The following is a 20,586-nucleotide window of genomic DNA, read 5'->3' as shown; positions in this document are numbered from 1 at the left end:
ATGAACCCGACCGCCGCGCTCGCACGCTGGGCCGCCGACCTGCGGTACGACGATCTCTCCGCCGACGTGGTCGCGCGGGTACGCGGGCTGCTGCTCGACCACCTCGGCGTCGCGGTGCTCGGCAGCACCCGCGACCACCACCGGCGCTGGGTCTCCACCGAACTGCGCATGGGCGGCGGGGAGCCGGGCCTGAGCACCGTCGTCGGCACCGCCCTGCGCGTGGCGCCGGACCGGGCGGCGTTCCTCAACGGCGTCGCGGGCTCGTCCGGCCCCAACCTCGACGACGTCTGGCACGGCTCGCTCGGGCACCCGGGCGTCGGCACGTTCCCGGCGCTGCTTGCGCGCGGCGAGGAGGTGCGCGCCTCCGGCCCGGCGCTGATCGAGGCGGCGGTGGTCGGATACGAGGTCACCATGCGGATCGGCACCGCTCTCGGCCGCTCGGCGTTCGACCGGGGCTGGCACCCGCGGGGCGGGTGCAACGCGGCGGCCGCCGCCGTGGCGAGCCTGAAGGTGGGCGGCGAGCAGCGGGCCGAGGTCTACCAGGCGGCGATCGGCCTGGCCGTCAACGCGGCGGCGGGCGTGGTCGGCGCGGCGTACTTCTCCGACGCCTGGTACGCCCTGTCCGGGCAGGCGTCCCGGGAGGGCCTGCTCGCCGGGCTCGCCGCGCGGGCCGGCCTGCGCGCCACCGACGAGCCACTGGCGGCCGACCGGGGCTACCTGGCCGCCGCCTCCGACCAGGTCGACCTCGACAGCCTCACCGATGGGCTGGGCGGCGAGCCGATGCTGATGCGGGCGGGCCAGAAGCTGTACCCCTCCTCCGGCGCGACGCACGCCGCGCTGGAGGCGGCGGTGGCGGCCCGTACCGAACTCGGCTGCGACGCCGCCGAGATCGTGGAGATCAACGGCTGGGGTTTCCGCGAGATGGTCGACGTGCTGGGCCGGTCCCACCCGTCGACGGCGCTGGCCGCGAGCATGAGCACCCCGTACGTGGTCGCCTGCGGAGTCCGCGACGGCGGCTTCGATCTGTCCCATCTGGACTCCGGCCGCATCGCGGACCCGGAACTCGCGCGCCTGCAGTCGGTGACCCGGCTGGTTGTCGACGACCGGCTCGACCGGTTGCCGCCCCGGCATCTCGGCGCCCGGATCCAGTTGGTGGCCCGGGACGGCCGGCAGGCGACCGCCGAGGTGCTCGCCGCGAGCGGGCACGCGGGCAATCCGCTCGGGTTCGACCGGGTCGCGGGCAAGGTACGGCGGCTGCTGGCCGGCCGGTGGCCGGAGGCCTCTGTGGATCGGCTGGTCGAGGGTGCGGCCGGGCTGCCCGCGACGGATGTCGAGGCTCTGATGCGGGCGGTGCGGCTCGGCGATTAACGTGTCCGCGGCATTCTCCGGCACCATAGACGCCAACTGTTCTGTAAGGAGCCTTCGACATGGCCCCAGTGGATACCGGTCCGGCTGGCGCGGAGATCATCGTTCAGTCCCGGCCCGGCCGGCGGCCGGAGCCGGGCGCGGAGCAGTTGGAGGGGGACGACGGCCGGGCCCGCTCCGGGCTGGCCCGGACCTTCGCGATCATCAATCTGCTGGCGTCCCGGGCGCCCGAGGCGCTGGGCGTGTCGGCGATCGCACGTGACCTCCGGATTCCCAAGGCGGTCGCGCACCGGATCCTCAAGGAGCTGGTGACGGACGCGTTCCTCGCGTTCGACGAGGGGACCAAGCAGTACCAGCTCGGCCCGGGCGCGCTGACTGTCGGCCTGGCCGCGCTGCGGACGCTGGACGTGCCGAAGACCGCCCGCCCCTATCTCGAACGGCTCGTCGAGCTCAGCGGGGAGACCGCCACGCTCTCCATCCGGCAGGGCTGGCAGCGGGTGTACGTGGACCAGGTGCTCTCCCCGCACGAGGTGCGGATGTCGGTGGCCCTGGGCCGGATGTACCCGCTGCACGCCGGGTCGTCCTCCAAGGCGATCCTGGCCGCGCTGCCCGACGAGACGATCGAGGAGTTCCTCACCCAGCACCGGCACGCCAGCCTCACCCCGCGGACGCTCACCTCGGCCGACGCGTTGCGTGACGACGTCGCCGGCATCCGGGAGCGGGGATACGCGGTGAGCTTCGGCGAGCGGCAGGCCGGCTCGGCGAGCGTCGCGGCGGCCATCCGCAACGCCTCGGGCGACGTGGTGGGCGCGGTCTCGCTGTGCGGCCCGCGGGAGCGGCTCGCCGAGCAGACGCTGCGGCACGGTGCCGCGGTGGTCGAGGCGGCCCGTGCCGTGTCCCGCGACATCGGCTACCGCGGACCACTCTGACCGACGAGGCCGGCTCCGACCCGCGCGGCGGGCCGGCGGAGTCCGGCCGCCGCTGACCGCGCGGGCCGCCGCGCGAACGATGACCCCGGGTGTCCCTCCCGGGGTCATCGGCGTTTCGGCCCTCCGCGCGATTCGTGTTCATAACGTTTCAGTGAACCGCTGTGAACGCGGACATCGTGGTAATCCCGCAGTTCGAGAGCGTTCGTGTTTCGCTGAGCGGGCCCGGCGTGAACACCTGTTCACCCTATTGTTCACTGCTGCCTAATCCGGTAGAACACCAGGTAGGTCCGCAGCTCGGGCCGTTCGCCTCGTGCTTCTAGGAGGGCTTCTCATGGCTCGTTCACACCGTCCGGGCGCCTCCTCGCCCACGCTCTCCCGCCGCGGCGTCCTGCAGTTGGGTGGCGGCGTCGCGCTCCTGTTCGCCACCGGGGCCTGCGCCGCGGACAGCGGCAGCAAGTCAGGCGACGGCAAGTCCGGCGGCGCCGGCGCCAAGACGCTGCGCATCGCCGTCTCCAGCTACCTGTCGAGCTGGGACCAGGACTTCGTCGGTTTCGACCTGACCGCGCTGATGCTCTACAAGAACGTCTTCCCGTACCTGATCGACTACGGCGTCACGAATGCCGGCGGCAGCCAGATCCTCGACACCCAGAACATCACCCCGACGTTCGCCGAGTCGTTCGAGCCGGACGCCGAGCAGAAGGTGTGGACCCTCAAGCTGCGCCGGGGCGTGAAGTTCGCCAGCGGCAACGAGATGAAGGCCGCCGACGTGAAGTGGTCGAAGGACCGCGCGTTCGCCGCCCAGGCCAACGTGGCGGGCGTCTACCGCACCATCGGCCTGACCAGCGCGGACCAGGTCAAGGTCGTCGACGACTACACGGTTGAGTTCCACCAGGCGTTCCCGAGCGCCCTGACCCGGCAGATCCAGGCGATCTCGCTGTACGTCTTCGACTCCGCCGAGGCCAAGAAGCACGCCAGCGGCAGCGACCCCTGGGCCAAGGAGTGGTTCGCGAAGAACCCGCCGACCGGCGGCTACTTCAACGTCGCCAAGGCCACCCAGGGCCAGGAGATCGAGCTCAGCGCGAACACCGGCTACCCGGGACCCGACCCGGCCAAGACGCCGACCATCCGGATCTCGGTGGTGCCGGCCGCCTCCAACCAGCGGCTCCAGCTCCAGGCCGGTGACATCGACATCGCCCTGGGCGTCAGCCAGCGCGACATCCAGGACCTGAAGAAGGCTCCGGGCATCAAGGTCATCTCGGCGGCCAGCAACCGCCAGGTCGCCATCCAGATGTCGGTCACCGCCGCGCCGTTCAACGACGTGAACGTGCGCAAGGCGCTCGCCTACGCGGTGCCCTACGAGCAGATCATCAACAACGTGTACGGCGGCGACGCCCGCGCGGCCAAGAGCCCGGTCCCGCTGGACATGCCCGGATACGACGAGAGCGGCTACCCGTTCACCTACGACCTGGACAAGGCGAAGGCCGCGATGGCCGCCGCCGGCCGGGCGTCGCTCGACTCCGAGCTGGTCTTCGAGGCCGACAACGAGGAGCAGCAGAAGATCGCCGTCCAGGTGCAGAGCGAGGCGGCCAAGGCCGGTATCCGGCTCAAGCTGACCCCGCTGGACCCGGCGACCCTCGGTGAGCGGCGGACCAAGAAGAACATCCCGCTCCAGATCACCTCCGGGCAGCTCTGGGTGGACGACGTCGAGTACATGCTGGCGACGAGCTTCGTCAAGGGCGCCAACCTCAACTACTCGAACTACAGCAACCCGGAGATCGAGCAGATCTACGAGAAGTCGCACACCACCGTCGAGGCGGGCGCCCGCAACGCGCTGTGGAAGCGGGTCCAGGAGATCCTCGCCGCCGACGTGCCGTGGGTGGTCATCTGCCAGCCCAACTTCAACCTGCCCGTCCGGGAATCCGTCGCCGGCTGGGTGCAGCCGATGGACGGCCTCGCCCGCCTGCGCTACCTGAGCGCTTCGGCCTAGGAAACGTCACCCCTTCATGCGAATCCTCCGGTTTGTCGTCAGGCGACTACTCCAGCTGATCCCCGTTCTGCTCGGAGTGGTCGTCCTGGCCTTCCTCCTGGTCCGGGTGCTGCCGGGCGACCCGGTCCGCAGCATCCTCGGGCAGAACGCCACCGAGGAGGACGCCGCCGCGGCCCGGGCCCGCTTCGGGCTGGACAAGTCCCTGTGGCAGCAGTTCCTCGACTACCTCGGTGGGCTGCTCACCGGCGACTTCGGTACCTCGATCCAGAGCGGCAGCTCAGTGGGCTCGGAGATGGCGCTCCGGGTGGGTCCGACCCTGGAACTCGTCGTCATCTCGGTGAGCATCGCGCTCGTGGTGGCGACGGTGCTGGGCATCTGGTCGGCCAAGCGGGCCAACCGGGCCGGCGACCACAGCGTCCGGATCTTCGCGCTGGTCGGCAACTCCGTCCCGGAGTTCTGGCTCGGCCTGGTCCTGGTGCTCGTCGGCTACAGCATCCTCGGCTGGTTCCCGGCGCCCAACGGCCGGGTGGACCCGGACACCGGGCTGACCCCGCTCACCGGCGCCGACCTCGTCGACGCCGTCCTCACCGCGAACGGGCCGGCGATCGCCTCGGCCGCGGCGTACCTGGTGCTGCCGGTGCTGACCCTCGTGGTCGGCGTGGTCGCCCCGCTGCTGCGCAGCGTCCGGGCCTCCGCGCTGGAGGTGCTGCACTCCGAGTCGTACACGGCGGCGAAGGCCCACGGGCTGCGCGACCGGACGCTGCACCGCGGCTACCTGCTGCGGGCGACGCTGGTCCGGCTGCCGTCGCTGGCCGCGCTGGTCTTCGGTACGGCGATCGGCTCCACCGTGCTCGTTGAGTACGTGTACTCGTGGCAGGGCTTCGGCCAGTGGGCCCTGCGCGGCCTGCTCTACCGGGACTACCCGGTGGTGCAGGCGTCGGTGCTGGTCATCGCGTTGTGCTACGTGCTGGTGTTCCTCATCGCCGACGTGGTCCACGCGATCCTCGACCCGAGAGTGAGGCTCTGATGGCCGAGCTGCGAACCGACGGTCCCGCCGCCGCGCCGGTGGTCGTGCCCGGCGGCGACCGGGACAGCCGCTTCGCCCGTCGCATGATCATCGCCGGGGCGAGCATCCTGTCGTTGGTCGCGCTGGCGGCGGTGTTCGCGCCACTGCTGAGCCAGTGGGGCGAGACCGAGATCGACGCGGCGAACACGCTCGTCGCGCCGGGCGGAAGCCACCTGCTCGGCACCGACGGCAACGGCATGGACATCTGGAGCCGGGTGCTCTACGCCGCCCGGCTGGACCTGGGCATCGCCCTGGCCGCGGTCGCGCTCGCGGTGGTCGTCGGCACGCTGCTCGGACTGGTCGCCGGCTACTTCGGCGGCTGGCTCGACGACGTGCTGATGCGGGTGGTCGACATCTTCCAGTCGTTCCCCACGTTCATCCTCGCGCTGGCGGTGGCCGCCCTGCTCGGCAACGGCACGATCAACCTGATCATCACGATCGCGGCGGTGAACGCGCCGGCGTACGCCCGGCTGGTCCGCGCCGAGGTGCGGTCACTGCGGGAACTGCCGTTCGTGGACGCCGCGATCACCTCCGGGGCGTCGCCGGTCGGCGTGCTCTGGCGGCACCTGCTCCCCAACAGCCTCACCCCGGTCCGGGTGATCGCGCCGCTGAACTGCGGCTGGGCCATGCTCACCCTGGCCGGGCTCTCCTTCCTCGGCCTGGGCGTGAGCATTCCCGACGCGGAGTGGGGCGCCATGATCAGCCTCGGCGCCGCGGACGTGGTCGGCGGCCGGTGGTGGACCTCGGTCCCGCCCGGCCTGGCCCTGTTCGTCTGCGTCCTGGGCTTCAGCCTGCTCGGCGAAGGCCTGCAGGACCGCGCCAACGCGAAGCGGCGGTGACCATGCTGTCGATCGAGAACCTCTCCGTGACGATCCGCCGGCCCGGCCGGCAGGTGGCCGCGCTCAGCGGCGTGAGCTTCGCCGTCCGGCCGGGCGAGGTCGTCGGCCTGGTCGGCGAGAGCGGCGGCGGCAAGAGCATGGTGGCCCGCGCCGTCGTCGGGCTGCTGCCCGGCGGCTCGCACGCCACCGGGCGGGTGCGCTTCGGCGACTCGGACGTGCTGCGCATGGACGACGCCGCGCTCGCCGCCCACCGCGGCCGGGGGGTCGCCATCTGCTTCCAGAACCCGCGCGGCGCGCTCAGCCCCACCCGTACCATCGGCAAGCAGCTCGTCGACCGGCTCGCCACCCATCAGGACATGTCCGGCGACCGGGCCCGGGAGGCGGCGCGCGAGCTGTTCGAGGCGGTCGGCATCCGCAGCCCGCAGCGGCGGCTCGACGCGTACGCCCACGAGCTGTCCGGCGGCATGGCCCAGCGGGTGATGATCTCGCTGGCCACCGGTTGCGCACCGGAACTGCTGATCGCCGACGAGCCGACCACCGGCCTGGACGTGACGCTGACCAGGGAGATCCTGCGCCAGTTCCGGCACGCCGCCGACACCGACGGCCGGGGCGTACTGCTGATCTCACACGACCTGGCGTCCATCGCGGAGGTCTGCGACCGGGTGGTGGTGCTCTACGCCGGCACCGTGGTGGAGAGCGGACCGGCCGCGCAGGTGCTGCGGGAGCCCGCGCACCCGTACACCCGGGCGCTGCTGCGCTCGGTGCCGGACGTCGGCGGCCGGCCGGTCGTCGCCACCCCCGGCGCCATGCCGCTGCTGACCGAGGCGCCGCACAACTGCCCGTTCGTCGCCCGCTGCGCGCACGCCGACCGCACCTGCTCGTCGCGCCGCCCGGCCACCACGCCGGTGCCCGGCGGCGGCGAGTGGTCGCTCGCCTGCTTCCACCCGCAGACCCGGCCGCTGGACGCCGACGTGCCGCCGGCTTCGCACACGCCGGTGGCGTCCGGTGCGGGGCCGGCCGGCGCGGACCCGAAGCCGGCCGTGCTGGAGATCGAGGACGCGCACGTCGTCTACCGCAGCCGGTTCGGTTCCGGCGGGCACCACGCGCTGCGCGGCGTCACGCTGCGGCTCGGGCCGGGCGAGACGCTGGGCGTGGTGGGCGAGAGCGGTTGCGGCAAGAGCACGCTCGCCAAGCTCGTGATGGGCCTGGTCGCGCCCACGTCCGGCACCGTCACGGTCGCCGGGCAGGCGCTGGTCAAGCAGCCGGGCCGCCCTCGTCCGCGGGGCCGGGCGCTGCGCCGGGCCCGGACCCGGGCGCAGCTCGTGTTCCAGGACCCGATCGGCTCGCTGAGCCCGCGCCGTCCCGTCGGCGACTCCATCGCCGAGCCGCTGCGTGCCGCGGGCCTGTCCCCGGCGCAACGGGAGGCGCGCGTCACCGCCGTGCTGGACCGGATGGAGCTGGACCGGTCGATCCTCCAGCGCTACCCGCACGAGCTGTCCGGCGGCCAGGCGCAACGCATCGGCATCGCCCGCGCGCTGGTCGGTGAGCCGGACCTGATCGTCTTCGACGAGCCGACCTCCGCGCTGGACGTCACCGTCCAGGCGCAGATCCTCGACGTGATCGCCGACGTGGCGGCCGACGCGGACCGCGCCTCGGTGTTCATCTCCCACGACCTGGCGACAGTGCGCGGGTTCGCCGACCGGGTCGTGGTGCTCTACCTCGGCCAGGTCGTCGAGGAGGGGCCGGTGGACGTCGTCTTCGACACGCCCCGTCACCCGTACACCCGGGCGCTGCTGGGCAGCGCCCCCCGCCTCGGCGGGACGACCGGGTCCGGCGGCGAGGCCGTCGAGCTGGTCAAGGACCTGGAGGAAGCCGACGCCGCGACCGGGTGCCCACTGGCCGCCCGGTGCCCGTTCGTCACCGACCGGTGCCGATCGGAGCAGCAGGAGCTTCAGTCGTACGGCGAGAGCCGGGCCGCCTGCTGGCGCGTTCCCGAGCTTCCCGCCCTCATCGGAAGGCAGGCTGTCACGCCATGACCCGTCGCCCCATCCGGCTCGCCGTCGACATCGGCGGGACCTTCGTGGACGCCATGGAACTCGACACGCGCACCAACCGGGTCCGCTTCCGCAAGGCGGCGACGACCCCGGCCCGGCCCGCGGACGGTGTCCTCAACGCGATCACCGCGCTCGGCACCGACCTGTCGGAGGTGGAGCTGTTCATCCACGGCACCACCCTCGGCCTCAACGCGGTGCTGGAGCGTCGTGGTGGCCGTACCGGCATCATCACCAACGAGGGCTTCCGGGACATCTTCCTGATCGGCCGCGGCAACGTGCCGTCCGACCACATGTACGACTTCCAGTACCAGCGGCCGGAGAGCCTGGTGCAGCGCCGCTTCACCGCCGGCGTGCGGGGCCGGCTGGACTACCGCGGACGCGTGGTGGAGCCGCTGGACCCGGACAGCGTCCGGGAGGCCGCCCGCACGCTCGTGGCGGACCAGCAGGTCACCTCGATCGCCATCTGCTTCCTGCACTCGTTCCTCGACCCGAGCCACGAGCGGGAGGCCGCGCGCCTGATCCACGAGGAGTTCCCCGACGTCAGCCTGTCGCTGTCGACGGACATCGTGCGCGAGTACCGGGAGTACGAGCGCACCAGCACCACGGTGCTGGAGGCGTACATCCGGCCGATCTTCGAGCGGTACGTGGACGAGCTGGAGGCCGGTCTGGCCGAGCGCGGCTTCTCCGGACGCTTCCTGATCATGCGGTCCGGCGGCGGTTCGATGACCAGCGCGGTCGCCAAGACCGCACCCACGCACACGGTGCTGTCCGGCCCGGCCGGCGGCATCGTCGGCGCCGCCTACGTCGCCTCCGAGCTGGGCCGGGACAACGTGCTCACGTTCGACATCGGCGGCACCTCGCTCGACGCCTGCGTGATCGAGCGCGGCAACCCGGTCGCCGCGTACGAGGCCCAGCTGGAGCACTTCCCGCTGCTCATCCCCACGTACGACATCCGTACCATCGGCGCCGGCGGCGGCTCGATCGCCTGGCTCGACCACGGCCTGCTCAAGGTCGGTCCGCAGAGCGCGGGCGCCGACCCGGGCCCGGTCTGCTATGGCCGGGGCGGCACCAAGCCGACCGTCACCGACGCGGCGGTGGTGCTCGGCTACATGGACCCGGACCGCTTCCTCGCCGGCACCATGGGTCTGCACGACGCCGAGGCGCGCGCCGCGATCAGCGAGCAGCTCGCCGAGCCGCTCGGCCTCACCGTGGAGAACGCGGCGGCGGGCGTGTTCGACGTGCTGCTGGCCCGCACCGTCGGCGCGGTCCGCCAGATCACCGTCGAGCGGGGGCACGACCCCCGGCAGTTCGCGCTGCTCGCGTTCGGCGGGGCCGGCCCGCTGCTGGCGCCGCTGCTGGCCCGGGAGATGGGCATCGGCGAGGTGATCGTGCCGTTCGCGCCGTCCGGGTTCTCCGCCTGGGGCATGCTCTCGGCCGACATCGTCAACGACTTCAGCCGTACCGTGATGGCCACGCTCGACGACGCCGACCTGGCGGAGCTGGAGCAGCTGTTCAAGGCCGTCGAGGCCGAGGCGGTCACGTCGCTGGTGGCGCAGGGCGTGCCGGCCGGCGAGGCGGTCCTGGAGCGGCAGTTCGAGCTGCGTTACCTCGGCCAGGAGCACAGCCTGATGGTCACCGTCGGGCGTGAGCTCGACCGCGACGCCGTCCGCGCCGCGTTCGACGAGACGCACCGCGCCCGGTACGGCCACACCATGGGCAACCCGCTGCAGATCCTCAACCTGCGGGTGCGCGGCATCGGCCGCACCGACCGGCCCGAGCTGGAGACCCTGCCGCGCGGCGACGGCGACCCGTCGCAGGCGCTGCTGGCGCACCGCGACGCCTACGACTTCGGGCAGCACGCGGTGGTGCCGTTCGCGGTCTACGACCGGGCCCGCCTGGAGCCGGGCGACACCTTCGACGGACCGGCGCTGATCGACGAGGGCACCTCCACCACAGTGGTGCCCAGCGGCCAGCGGGTCACCGTCGACGACCACGGATACCTGCTCGTCACCCTGGAGGAAGCGGCATGACCACGCTGGACGGAGCCCAGGTCGAGGTCGTCCGCAGCTATCTGCTGTCGGCGGCGGAGGAGATGCGGGCCACCCTCATCCGTACCTCCTTCAACCCGGTCATCTACGAGGTGCACGACTTCGGCCTGTCGATGTACGACGCCGACCTGCGGCTGGTCGCCGAGGCCACCGGGCTGACGTTCTTCCTCGGCGCGAACGACTTCTCGCTGCGCAAGGGCGTGGAGTACGTGGGCCGGGAGAACCTGCACCGCGGCGACGTGGTGCTGCTCAACTACCCGTACTGGAACGCGGCGCACGCGTACGACGCGACGCTGTTCGCCCCGGTGTTCCGGCCCGACGAGGCCGACCCGGACGCGGACGGCGAGCTGGTCGGCTTCCTCTGCGTCCGCGCGCACTGGATGGACCTGGGCGCCAAGGACCCGGGCTACGTGCTCGACTCGACCGACATGCACCAGGAAGGGCTGATCTTCCCGGGCACCAAGGTCGTCTCCCGGGGCGAGCCGGTGCGCGAGATCCACGAGCTGATCCGCTTCAACTCGCGGATGCCGGACGCGGTGCTGGGTGACCTGCACGCGCAGATCGCCGCGCTGCGTACCGGTGAGCGCCGGCTGCTGGAGATCATCGAGAAGTTCGGCCGGACCACTGTCGACCAGGCGATCGACCGCATCATCGCCGACGGCGAGGCCCGCACCCGCGCGGCGCTGGCGACGCTGCCGCAGGGCACCTGGACCGCCGAGGACTGGGTGGACGACGACGGCATCACCGACGACCCGGTGAAGATGCGGGTCACGGTGACCATCACCGACGGGCGCTTCGTCGTCGACTTCGCCGGCTCGGCCCCGGCCACCCGCGGCCCGATCAACATGCCGTTCGGCGCGACCGAGGCGATCTGCAAGGTCGTGCTGAAGTCGCTCACCTCGCGCGACGAGCCGTCGAACGCCGGCACCGTGGCGCCGCTGGAGGTGCGGGCCGAGCCGGGCACCCTGTTCCACGCCGTCTACCCGCAGCCCACGTTCACGCTCTGGACCGGCATCGTCGCCGTGGAGCTGATCCTCAAGGCGCTGGCCCAGGGCATGCCCGACCGGCTGCCCGCCTCCTCCGGCGGCGACGTGCCCGGCTTCATGATGGTCGGCCTGCACCCGGACACCGGCAAGATGTTCGCGGTCAGCAACAACGACCTGGTGGGCTGGGGCGGCACCGCGCGGCACGACGGCATGGACGCCGCCACGCACGTCTCCGGCAGCACCGGCCGGGGCACCCCGATCGAGGTCATGGAGGCCAAGACCGGGATGTTCTTCGAGCGCTGGGAGATCCGCGCGGACTCCGGCGGCGCGGGCCGGTTCCGAGGTGGCTGCGGCCTGCGGCGGGACATCCGCTTTCTGACCCCCGGCGAGTTCCTGACCGTCATCAAGAAGACGAAGAGCGCGCCGTGGGCGCTGGACGGCGGCGAGCAGCCGGAGCCGAACCAGGTGGTGGTGTTCCCGGGCACCGACCGCGAGCACCGGGTGAGCACCAAGCGCACCGTGGTGGCGGCGGGCGACCGGGTCACGCTGCTGACCGCCGGTGGCGGCGGGCACGGCGACCCGCGCAACCGCGACCCGGAGGCGGTCCGGCGGGACGTGGCCGAGGGTTACGTCTCCCGGGAGGCGGCCCGGGACGTCTACGGAGTGGACGTCGATGGGTGAGCCGACGGTCGACGGGGCAACCGTCGAGGTCGTCCGCAGCCACCTCGTCTCGGCCGCCGAGGAGATGCGGGCCGCGCTGGTGCGCACCGCGTTCAACCCGGTGATCTACGAGGTGTACGACTTCGGCATCTCCATCTACGACCGGCATCTGCGGCTGGTCGCGGAGTCCACGGGGTTGTCCCGCTTCCTCGGCGCCAACGACTACTCGCTGCGCAAGGGCGTGGAGTACGTCGGCCGGGAGAACCTGCACCGCGGCGACGTGGTGCTGCTCAACTACCCGTACTGGAACGCGGCGCACACGTACGACGCGACGATGTTCGCGCCGGTCGTGCTGCCGGAGAGCGAGGAGCTGATCGGCTTCCTGTGCATCCGGGCGCACTGGATGGACCTGGGGGCCAAGGATCCCGGTTACGTGCTCGACTCCACGGACATGCACCAGGAGGGGATCATCTTCCCCGGCACGAAGGTGTACTCCCGGGGCGAGCCGGTGGCGGAGATCCACGAGCTGATCCGGTTCAACTCGCGGATGCCCGAACTCGTCCTCGGCGACCTCAACGCGCAGATCGCCGCGCTGCGTACCGGTGAGCGGCGGGTGACCGAGCTGTACCGCCACTACGGCCCCGCAGTGGTCGACGCTGTCGTAGACCGGGTGATCGACGCCGCCGCGCAGCGCGCCGGAGAGGCGGTGGCCGCGCTGCCGCAGGGCAGCTGGACCGCCGAGGACTGGCTGGACGACGACGGCGTCACCGACGACCCGATCCGGATGCGGGTCACAGTCACGGTCGCCGACGGGGAGTTCACAGTGGACTTCTCCGGGTCGTCCCCGGCGGTGCCCGGGCCGGTGAACCTGCCGTTGGGCGCCACCATCGCCACCTGCCGCGTCGCGTTCAAGGGGGTCACCACGCCCGGCGAGCAGACGAACGCCGGGCACTTCGCGCCCCTGCGGGTACGCGCCGAGCCCGGCACGTTGTTCCACGCGCAGTATCCGGCCGCCACGTTCACCCAGTGGACCGGCACCGTCGCGCTGGAGCTGATCCTCAAGGCGCTGGCGCAGGGCATGCCGGACGGGCTGGCCGCCTCCTCCGGCGGCGACGTGCCGGGGTTCATGATGGTCGGCCGGCACCCGGACACCGGCGACATGTTCGCGGTCAGCAACAACGACCCGGTCGGCTGGGGCGGCACGCCACGGCACGACGGCATCGGACCGGCGAACCACCTGTGCCAGACCCAGGCCCGCAACACGCCCGTCGAGGTGCTGGAGTCGAAGACCGGCATGTTCTTCGAGCGCCTGGAGATCCGTACGGACTCCGGTGGCGCCGGCCGGTTCCGGGGCGGCTGCGGCCTGCGTCGGGACATCCGGTTCGTGACGCCGGGTGAGTTCCTCACGGTGATCAAGAAGACGAAGAGCGCGCCGTGGGCGCTGGCCGGCGGCGAGCAGCCGGAGCCGAACCAGGTGGTGGTGTTCCCGGGCACGGACCGGGAGCACCGGGTGAGCACACGGCGTACCGCGGTGGCGGTGGGGGATCGGGTGACGTTGCTGACCGCCGGTGGCGGCGGGCACGGCGACCCGAGGAGTCGGGATCCGGAGGCGGTGCGACGGGACGTGGCCGAGGGCTACGTCTCCGCCCGGGCCGCCCGAGACGTTTATGGAGTGATCGCGTGAGTGCCGCCTATTCGCCCGAGCAGCCGAGCACGCTGCTCGGCAACTGCACAGTGCTGGACGCCCGCGTGGTGGACGGCATGACGCCGGTGACCGGCGCCGGGGTGTGGGTCCGGGGGGACCGGATCGTCGCCGTCGGCCCGTACGCCGAGGTGGCCGAGCAGGCGCGGGCCGCCGGCCGGCTGACCGAGGTGGACCTCGACGGCGCGTACCTGACGCCCGGTCTGGTGAACATGCACACCCACTTCTCCCTGTCGCTGCCCGGCTCCGGGGGCGACGGCGTCAAGGGGATGGGCTCGTACGACCTCGCCCACTACATGGCCGACGGCGCGCGGCGCACGCTGCACTCCGGCGTGACCACAGTGCGCTGCGTGGCGGAGAAGGACCACGCGGACTTCGCCCTGCGGCGGGCGATCAACGGCGGGCGCGTCCCGGGTCCGCGCATCTACACCGCCGGCCGGGCGCTGGTGTGCACCGGTGGGCACGGCCACGAGAGCAACGACACGCTCGAGTGCGACGGCCCGGTGGGCTTCCGCCACGGCGTCCGCAGCCAGATCAAGGCCGGCGCGGACCTGATCAAGGTGATGATCTCGGGTGGCATCGCCGGTGAGCACGAGAGCATCCACACCCCCCAGCTGTTCGCCGACGAGATGAGCGCGGTGATCGAGACCGCGCACGCGTGGGGCCGCAAGGTCACCGCCCACGCCGGACCGGCCGAGGTGATCGGCGCGGCGGTCGAGCTGGGACTGGACTGTGTGGAGCACGGCTACCAGCTCACCCCGGAGGTCGCGGCGCGGATGGCCGAGCGCGGCACCGCGCTCGTGCCGACGCTGCTGGTGACCCGCTGCAAGGAGTTCTTCGACGAGCTGGGCGTGCCGGAGTGGATGCAGTGCCGGTCGCTCGGCGCCGGCCCACGGCACCTGGAGAGCTTCGACATGGCGGTCGCCGCCGGGGTGGAGGTGCTGCTCGGCAGCGACATGCCCCCGTTCTGGCAGTTCGAGGGCACCACCGCCTCCATCCGGGAGATGGAGTACATGTCCGAGCGGATCGGCACCGCACGGGCCATCCACGCCGGCACGCTCGGCCCGATCCGGTGGCTCGGCGCGGAGTCCGACCTCGGCACCGTCGAGGCCGGCAAGCTGGCCGACCTGATCGCGACCGACGCCGACCCGCTGGCCGACACCTCGGCGTTCCGGGACGTGCGGTGGGTGATGAAGGGCGGGCAGATCGCCCGCGACGACCGGAACCAGGAGGAGACGCGATGACGTTCGCGGATTCAGGCGCGGCGGCGATCGCCGTCGGCATCGACGACATGTACGACGCGTTCCTCGCCGGGGACCAGCAGCGGTTCGACACGCACCTGCACCCCGACGTGACCACCTGGGAGACGCACCTGCCGGGGCCGTTGCGGACCCGGGCCGAGCTGGACGAGTACCGCGCCCGGCGGGACGCGGCGGGTCAGCGGCCCCGGCTGGCGGTGCTCGCCGCGCGGGACAAGCGCATCGACGTCTGGGACGACTTCGGCGTGGCCCGGTACGAGCTGGTCGCGCAGCTCGGCCCGGACGACGAACCGGAGATCACCCGGGTCACCGACGTGGTGCGCCGGATCGACGGCCGCTGGGTGATCGTGCACCACCACGCCGAGCTGGTCCGGGAACCGGTGGGCGCGGCGTGATCCGGCGGCTGGTCGCCGGGCGGACCGGTGAGCCGGCGGACGTGCTGTCGGTCGCCGAGCTGCCCGACGACCCGCCGCCCGGCCCCGGTGAGGTACGGCTCGCCGTCCGCACTGTGGGGTTGAACTTCCTGGACGTCATGCTCTGCCGGGGCGAGTACCCGGTGCGGCCGGACCCGCCGATGACGCCCGGCGTGGAGACGGCCGGCCGGGTCGTCGCCGCCGGCGCCGGAGCGGAGCACCTGCTGGGTCAGGAGGTGCTCGCCTGCCCTGCGCTGCCGCGCGGAGCGCTCGGCAGCACGGTGACCGTGGACGCCGCGGTAGTGGTGGCGCGGCCGTCCACGATCGATCCGGTGACCGCGGCGGCGCTGCCTGTCACCTATCAGACCGCGTGGTTCGCGCTGGAACGCGCTGGTGTCACCGCCGGGCAGACCGTCTTGGTGCACGCCGGTGCGGGCGGGGTGGGCATCGCCGCGATCCAGCTGGCCGTCGCCCGGGGCGCCCGGGTCCTCGCCACGGCGGGTGGCCCGGCCAAGACCGCGATCTGCCGCGACCACGGCGCCGCCGTGGCGATCGACTACACCGCTGAGGACTTCGTACCCGCGGTGCGGGCGGCCACCGGCGGCCGGGGCGTGGACGTCGTGGTGGACCCGGTGGGCGGCGACGTGTTCGCCCGCTCCTGGGACTGCCTCGCGTTCGAGGGCCGCCTGGTCGCCGTGGGCGCTGCCGGTGGCGCACCACCGCCGGTCGACCCGCTGCGGCTGATGGCTGCCAACGCGACGCTCGTCGGCCTCTCCTGGGGCTCGCAGTATCCGTGGCAGCGGGCCAGCGCCGTCGAGTCCGCCTACCAGGAGCTTTTCGACATGTGCGCCTCCGGCGCGGTCCGGCCGCCGGTCAGCCGCGTCGTCTCGCTGGACGAGGCGCCCGCGGCGCTCACCGAGCTGGCCGAACGCCGGACCACCGGCAAGATCATCGTACGGATCGACGAGGGGGAGGGACCGTGAGCGACGGCGACATGGAGATCTACGACCTGAAGGTCACAGTCGACCGGATCGAGGGCCGGTCGGTGTGCGGCATGGCCGTGGGCGACCACTTCGAACTGACGAACAGCGCGCACCTGCGGCTGCCCGAGGGAAAGCACTTCTGCGTGTACGCGCTCGCCTCGGTGCTGCCCTTCCTCGCCGCCAAGCAGCGTGACCTGGCGCCGGGGGACTGGCTGGCCCAGGACTCCCACTTCATCTGCCCGGACCCGGAGGAGCGGCTCGTCATGAAGGTGGAACGGACCTGCCGCCGCACGATGAACTCGGCGGACCTGACATGACCGTCGAGATCGGACTCGGCCTGCAGAGCGACAAGCCGGCCGGCGCCTACGCCCGGCTGGCGCGCGCCGCCGAGGCGCACGGCTTCGACGTGCTCACCGTCTTCGGCGACCTGATGTACCAGCCGCCGATCTTCCCGCTGCTGGAGATGGCACAGGCGACCGAACGGGTACGCCTCGGCGCGGCCTGCCTGAACCCGTACTCGATGGCGCCGTACGAGATCGCCGGTCAGCTCGCCGCCCTGGACCTGGCCTCGCACGGGCGGGCCTACCTCGGTCTGGCCCGTGGGACCTGGCTGGGCGCTGTCGGCCTGCCGCAGCCGCGGCCGTTGACCACCATCGAGGAGGCCGTCCAGGTCGTCTACCGCCTGCTGCGCGGCGACCGCGGCGGCTTCACCGGCCGGGTCTTCTCGCTCGCCCCCGGCACCGCGCTGCGCTACGACGTGCAGCGGCCCGACCCGCCGCTGCTGCTCGGCGCGTGGGGCCCGCAGGGCGCGGCGCTGGCCGGACGGATCGCCGACGAGATCAAGGTGGGCGGCAGCGCCAACCCGGACATGGTCCCGGTGATCCGCGACCGGCTGCGGGCCGGCGCGGAGAAGGCCGGACGCGACGTCGCCGACGTCGGCATCGTGCTCGGCGCGGTGACAGTCGTCGACACCGACGGCGAGGCGGCCCGCGCCAAGGCCCGTACCGAGGTGGCCATGTACCTGGCCGTGGTGGCGGAGCTGGACCCGACCGTCGAGATGCCCGAGGACCTGGTGAAGCGCGTCGGCGACCTCGTCGACGCGGGCGAGGACGAGGCGGCGGGCCGGCTGATCCCGGACGACGTTCTCGACCGGTTCGCCTTCTCCGGCACCCCGGAGCAGGTCGCCGCGCAGGCCCAGGCGCTCATCGACGCGGGCGTACGCCGGGTCGAGTTCGGCACACCGCACGGCCTCACCGACGAGCGCGGCGTGGACCTGCTCGGCTCGGCGGTTCTGCCGCTGCTGCGCAGGTGAGTCAGGTGCGACTCACCGTCGTGGCCGGCCCCGGGCTGGTGGCCGACCTGGCGCTGCTGGCGTCGCTGACCGCCGTCACCTGCGCCGAACTCGACATCGCCGGTCAGGTCGTCACCGCCGCCTCGGCCGAGGAGCTGCGCTCGCTGCTCGCCGCGACGGACCAGCCGGTGGTGGCGCTGCCCGGCCCCACACCAGCGGCCCGCGCTCTGATCGGCGCCCAGCCGTCCGGCGTGGTCTGGTACGACCTCACCGTCGAGGCGCCGGTGCCCGGCGCGGTGCACCTGGCCGGGCGGGGACTGTGGGGCCTGGCCTGGGCGGTCCGGCACGCCGTGCACCGCCACCGGACGCCCGCCACCCGGATCGCGTACGGCCCGGAGCCCGACCAGTGGGGCGACCTGCGGCTGCCGTCCGTTCCGCACACCGGGCCGGCGCCGGTCGCGGTGCTGCTGCACGGCGGGTTCTGGCGGTCGATCTGGGGCGCGGACCTGATGGACGCGCTCGCGGTCGACCTGGCCCGGCGCGGGTACGCGAGCTGGAACCTGGAATACCGGCGCCCGGACCGGCACGGCTGGGACGCGACCACGCAGGACGTGGAGGCGGGCATCGTCGCGGTGCGGGAGCTGACCCGCGACCGGCCGCTGGACCGGGACCGGATCGTCGTGTTCGGACACTCGGCCGGCGGGCAGCTCGCGCTGCGCGCCGCCGCCGACCTCGCCGGGCGTACGAGCGGGCCGCGCGTCGCGCTCGCCGTGTCGCTGGCCGGGGTGCTCGACCTCACCGAGGGCGAGCGGCGCTATCTCGGTGACGGCGCGGTCGCCGCGGCGCTGGGCGGCTCACCGGCGACGGCGCCGCGCCGGTACGCCGAGAGCGACCCCATGCGGCGCCTGCCGACCGGGGTGCCGACCCTGCTCGTGCAGGGGACGGAGGACAGCCTCGACCTCGTCGACGCCAACCGGCGCTACGCCGCCGCGGCGGCCGGCGCGGGCGACGACATCCGCTACCTCGAACAGGCGGGGGACCACTTCGCCGTCATCGACGGCGCCTCGGTGATCTGGCAGGACACGATGTGCGCCGTGGACGCACGTCTCGGTCGCTGACACCACACGAGGAATCGCCCTCCGATTTCACGTAGGTGAACACGGAGGGCGATTCTTCGTGCCCGGTGCGGCCGTCAGAACAGTCGGGGCGTGACCACCGAGACCACAGTCGTCACCGTGTCGGTGTCGTTGTAGAGCTGGTGCGGCACCGACGAGCGCAGGTGCACGCTGTCACCCGGGAACAGCCGGTGCTCCACGCCCTCGACCTCGTAGAGCAGCTCGCCGGAGATGACGTAGGCGAACTCCTCGCCCCGGTGGCCGTACGCGTTCTCCCGCCGCCCACCCGGCGCGATGTGCACGAGCATCGGCTCCAGCACCAGGTCCGGGCCCCGGTCGGAGAGCATGCGGTAGGTCTGCTGCCCGGACACGTACTGCGTGGCCGATGTCTCCGCCCTGGTCAGCGTGAAGTGCCGGGGGAGCGAGGAGACGGTGCTGTCCGGCGAGGGGGTGCCGGCGTCGAAGAAGTCGGCCACCGACCGGTCGAGCGCCTTGGCGACGCTGCCCAGCGCGGTCAGGCCGATCGAGGAGATGCCGCGCTCGACCTGGGACAGGAAGCCGATGGACAGCCCGGAGCGGGAGGCCAGGCCGCGCAGCGTCAGGCCGCGCTCCTTGCGGTAGCGCCGGATCCGGCCGCCCACCACGCCCGCCGGGGTGCTCTCGTCCGGTACGCCACCGGAGCCGGCCTGCTCCGACGGCGGCTGACTGTCCATGGGCCGCACGGGGACCTCCTGTCGCGGTGGCGGGGGACCCGCCCGGGATGTTCGATGCTATCGAACATCCCGGCGAATGTGCGAGGGGGATGCGCCGTCAATTCCGATCACCGCCGGTGCGTCTCCGCCACGTCATCCCTGGTGGACGGGTCAGCCGGCGCGGCGCAGCCGGCCGAGCATGCCGGCGAGGTCCTGGACGAACAACTCGTGGCGGAAGTAGTGGCCGCCCGGCACCTCCCGCCACTCGTGCGGGATGCCGGCCCGGCCGAGCAGGCTGCGGAACTCGCGCTGCCCGGCCAGCACCTGACCCTCGTTGGCCTGGTCGAACCAGTTGATCGGGTCGGGTGAGGTGCCGGCGGCCAGGAAGATCCGCTTGTTGCGGTAGCTCTCGATGCGCTCGACCGGGTTGTCCGCGCTGACCCGGGCCTCGTCCCACAGGGGCGCGCCGTAGACGGTGCCGCCGCCGAGGTCGAACGCGGCCGAGGTGACATTGGCCCAGTGCACGACGAGACCGAAGTCCCGGCGCAGGCTCGCCGGCCCGGAGTGGGAGCTGACCGAGCAGAAGTGGCCGTAGTACTTCGCGGTGTACTTGAGCGCCCCGAAGCCGCCCATCGAGAAGCCGGCCACCGCGCGCCCGTCGTACTCCGGGAACGTGCGGAAGTTGGCCTCGATCCACGGCAGCAACTGGGCCATGTGGAACGTCTCCCAGTTGCGCGGCCCGGCGTTGCTGCTGACCGGGTTGGAGTACCAGCCGGTGGAGGCGTCCGGCATGACCACGATGATCTCGCGGCCGGCGGTCAGGTTGATGATGTTGTCCTGGAGGTGGAACGTGCGGAAGTCCTGCCGCCCGCCGTGCAGCAGGTACAGCACCGGGTAGCGCTTGCCGCTGGTGTGGTAGCCGTCGGGCAGCAGCACGTTGACCGCGGGGTCCCACTCGATCGCGTCCGTGGCGAAGCGGAAGTACTGCAACCGGCCGCCGTTCTCGTTGCGGGCGACGATGCGCAGGCCGTACCCGTCGCGGGCGGCGGCGCTCGCCGCGGACGGCGCGGTGAAGGCGCCGGCGAGGGCGCCGGTCGCCGCGACCGCGGCGGCGCCGGTGAGCAGCCGGCGGCGGCTCACGGTGGGGGGAGCGGTCCGGTCGTGCGACATGGGTCCTCCTGGGACTCGGTGACGTTC

At 72.6% G+C, this 20,586-nt stretch carries 17 protein-coding genes; 15 read left to right on the top strand and 2 right to left on the bottom strand.

Annotated features, from left to right (window positions below; translation table 11 throughout):
• The 15 genes from ACFYO8_RS08970 to ACFYO8_RS08900 all read left to right on the top strand — a co-directional run bounded on the left by ACFYO8_RS08970 (nt 1) and on the right by ACFYO8_RS08900 (nt 18,700).
• Nucleotides 1-1,368, top strand: a complete 1,368-nt coding sequence (locus tag ACFYO8_RS08970) for an MmgE/PrpD family protein (RefSeq protein ID WP_387256894.1) — start codon at nt 1-3, stop codon at nt 1,366-1,368.
• Between the two features lie 59 nt (nt 1,369-1,427).
• On the top strand, nt 1,428-2,294 hold the full coding sequence (locus tag ACFYO8_RS08965; protein WP_354874070.1) for an IclR family transcriptional regulator: 867 nt from the start codon (nt 1,428-1,430) through the stop codon (nt 2,292-2,294).
• A gap of 331 nt (nt 2,295-2,625) precedes the next feature.
• A complete protein-coding gene (locus ACFYO8_RS08960) occupies nt 2,626-4,281 on the top strand; it encodes an ABC transporter substrate-binding protein (RefSeq protein ID WP_354874072.1) in 1,656 nt (551 codons plus the stop codon).
• A gap of 16 nt (nt 4,282-4,297) precedes the next feature.
• Entirely contained in the window at nt 4,298-5,308 is a 1,011-nt protein-coding gene (locus ACFYO8_RS08955) for an ABC transporter permease (RefSeq protein WP_354874074.1), read from the top strand.
• Nucleotides 5,308-6,186, top strand: a complete 879-nt coding sequence (locus tag ACFYO8_RS08950) for an ABC transporter permease (RefSeq protein WP_354874076.1) — start codon at nt 5,308-5,310, stop codon at nt 6,184-6,186. Before ACFYO8_RS08955 ends, ACFYO8_RS08950 begins: the two co-directional genes overlap by 1 nt.
• A 2-nt stretch (nt 6,187-6,188) precedes the next feature.
• Nucleotides 6,189-8,222, top strand: coding sequence for a dipeptide ABC transporter ATP-binding protein (locus ACFYO8_RS08945; RefSeq protein ID WP_354874101.1), 2,034 nt, complete (start codon nt 6,189-6,191; stop codon nt 8,220-8,222).
• A complete protein-coding gene (locus tag ACFYO8_RS08940; protein WP_354874078.1) occupies nt 8,219-10,270 on the top strand; it encodes a hydantoinase/oxoprolinase family protein in 2,052 nt (683 codons plus the stop codon). The genes ACFYO8_RS08945 and ACFYO8_RS08940 overlap by 4 nt, the downstream gene beginning before the upstream one ends.
• Nucleotides 10,267-11,955 carry a hydantoinase B/oxoprolinase family protein gene (locus ACFYO8_RS08935; RefSeq protein WP_354874080.1) on the top strand — a complete coding sequence of 563 codons (1,689 nt, stop codon included), beginning with the start codon at nt 10,267-10,269 and terminating at the stop codon, nt 11,953-11,955. Before ACFYO8_RS08940 ends, ACFYO8_RS08935 begins: the two co-directional genes overlap by 4 nt.
• On the top strand, nt 11,948-13,618 hold the full coding sequence (locus tag ACFYO8_RS08930) for a hydantoinase B/oxoprolinase family protein (RefSeq protein WP_354874082.1): 1,671 nt from the start codon (nt 11,948-11,950) through the stop codon (nt 13,616-13,618). The genes ACFYO8_RS08935 and ACFYO8_RS08930 overlap by 8 nt, the downstream gene beginning before the upstream one ends.
• Nucleotides 13,615-14,880 (top strand): amidohydrolase family protein, encoded by a 1,266-nt coding sequence (locus ACFYO8_RS08925; protein ID WP_354874084.1) that lies wholly within the window; start codon nt 13,615-13,617, stop codon nt 14,878-14,880. The genes ACFYO8_RS08930 and ACFYO8_RS08925 overlap by 4 nt, the downstream gene beginning before the upstream one ends.
• Entirely contained in the window at nt 14,877-15,290 is a 414-nt protein-coding gene (locus ACFYO8_RS08920) for a nuclear transport factor 2 family protein (RefSeq protein ID WP_354874086.1), read from the top strand. The genes ACFYO8_RS08925 and ACFYO8_RS08920 overlap by 4 nt, the downstream gene beginning before the upstream one ends.
• Nucleotides 15,287-16,291 (top strand): zinc-binding dehydrogenase, encoded by a 1,005-nt coding sequence (locus ACFYO8_RS08915; RefSeq protein WP_354874088.1) that lies wholly within the window; start codon nt 15,287-15,289, stop codon nt 16,289-16,291. The genes ACFYO8_RS08920 and ACFYO8_RS08915 overlap by 4 nt, the downstream gene beginning before the upstream one ends.
• Nucleotides 16,288-16,608, top strand: coding sequence for a TIGR04076 family protein (locus ACFYO8_RS08910; protein WP_354874090.1), 321 nt, complete (start codon nt 16,288-16,290; stop codon nt 16,606-16,608). The genes ACFYO8_RS08915 and ACFYO8_RS08910 overlap by 4 nt, the downstream gene beginning before the upstream one ends.
• The gene (locus ACFYO8_RS08905) at nt 16,605-17,603 is read left to right on the top strand and encodes an LLM class flavin-dependent oxidoreductase (RefSeq protein ID WP_354874092.1); all 999 of its coding nucleotides are present in this window, start codon (nt 16,605-16,607) and stop codon (nt 17,601-17,603) included. The genes ACFYO8_RS08910 and ACFYO8_RS08905 overlap by 4 nt, the downstream gene beginning before the upstream one ends.
• A 5-nt stretch (nt 17,604-17,608) precedes the next feature.
• On the top strand, nt 17,609-18,700 hold the full coding sequence (locus ACFYO8_RS08900) for an alpha/beta hydrolase (protein ID WP_354874094.1): 1,092 nt from the start codon (nt 17,609-17,611) through the stop codon (nt 18,698-18,700).
• Nucleotides 18,701-18,774: 74 nt separating this feature from the next.
• Here ACFYO8_RS08900 and ACFYO8_RS08895 read toward each other — a convergent pair whose 3' ends face one another.
• Nucleotides 18,775-19,410 (bottom strand): XRE family transcriptional regulator, encoded by a 636-nt coding sequence (locus ACFYO8_RS08895; protein ID WP_355094987.1) that lies wholly within the window; start codon nt 19,408-19,410, stop codon nt 18,775-18,777.
• A 150-nt stretch (nt 19,411-19,560) separates the two neighbouring features.
• Nucleotides 19,561-20,559, bottom strand: a complete 999-nt coding sequence (locus ACFYO8_RS08890) for an esterase family protein (RefSeq protein WP_354874097.1) — start codon at nt 20,557-20,559, stop codon at nt 19,561-19,563.
• Nucleotides 20,560-20,586 lie beyond the last annotated feature (27 nt).

This window comes from Micromonospora sp. NPDC005257, assembly GCF_042872445.1.
In the GTDB taxonomy this organism is placed as follows: Bacteria; Actinomycetota; Actinomycetes; order Mycobacteriales; family Micromonosporaceae; genus Micromonospora.
The sequence above is the reverse complement of the archived record's forward strand: the minus strand, read 5'-3'. Positions and strand labels throughout refer to the sequence as shown.

What these genes read in the sequence shown, in the direction of transcription:
- ACFYO8_RS08935 (WP_354874080.1), top strand. Translation starts at nt 10,267, where the DNA reads ATGACCACGCTGGACGGAGCCCAGGTCGAGGTCGTCCGCAGCTATCTG.
- ACFYO8_RS08960 (WP_354874072.1), top strand. Translation starts at nt 2,626, where the DNA reads ATGGCTCGTTCACACCGTCCGGGCGCCTCCTCGCCCACGCTCTCCCGC.
- ACFYO8_RS08940 (WP_354874078.1), top strand. Translation starts at nt 8,219, where the DNA reads ATGACCCGTCGCCCCATCCGGCTCGCCGTCGACATCGGCGGGACCTTC.
- ACFYO8_RS08950 (WP_354874076.1), top strand. Translation starts at nt 5,308, where the DNA reads ATGGCCGAGCTGCGAACCGACGGTCCCGCCGCCGCGCCGGTGGTCGTG.
- ACFYO8_RS08945 (WP_354874101.1), top strand. Translation starts at nt 6,189, where the DNA reads ATGCTGTCGATCGAGAACCTCTCCGTGACGATCCGCCGGCCCGGCCGG.
- ACFYO8_RS08895 (WP_355094987.1), bottom strand. Translation starts at nt 19,410, where the DNA reads ATGGACAGTCAGCCGCCGTCGGAGCAGGCCGGCTCCGGTGGCGTACCG.
- ACFYO8_RS08890 (WP_354874097.1), bottom strand. Translation starts at nt 20,559, where the DNA reads ATGTCGCACGACCGGACCGCTCCCCCCACCGTGAGCCGCCGCCGGCTG.
- ACFYO8_RS08955 (WP_354874074.1), top strand. Translation starts at nt 4,298, where the DNA reads ATGCGAATCCTCCGGTTTGTCGTCAGGCGACTACTCCAGCTGATCCCC.
- ACFYO8_RS08930 (WP_354874082.1), top strand. Translation starts at nt 11,948, where the DNA reads ATGGGTGAGCCGACGGTCGACGGGGCAACCGTCGAGGTCGTCCGCAGC.
- ACFYO8_RS08905 (WP_354874092.1), top strand. Translation starts at nt 16,605, where the DNA reads ATGACCGTCGAGATCGGACTCGGCCTGCAGAGCGACAAGCCGGCCGGC.
- ACFYO8_RS08920 (WP_354874086.1), top strand. Translation starts at nt 14,877, where the DNA reads ATGACGTTCGCGGATTCAGGCGCGGCGGCGATCGCCGTCGGCATCGAC.
- ACFYO8_RS08970 (WP_387256894.1), top strand. Translation starts at nt 1, where the DNA reads ATGAACCCGACCGCCGCGCTCGCACGCTGGGCCGCCGACCTGCGGTAC.
- ACFYO8_RS08965 (WP_354874070.1), top strand. Translation starts at nt 1,428, where the DNA reads ATGGCCCCAGTGGATACCGGTCCGGCTGGCGCGGAGATCATCGTTCAG.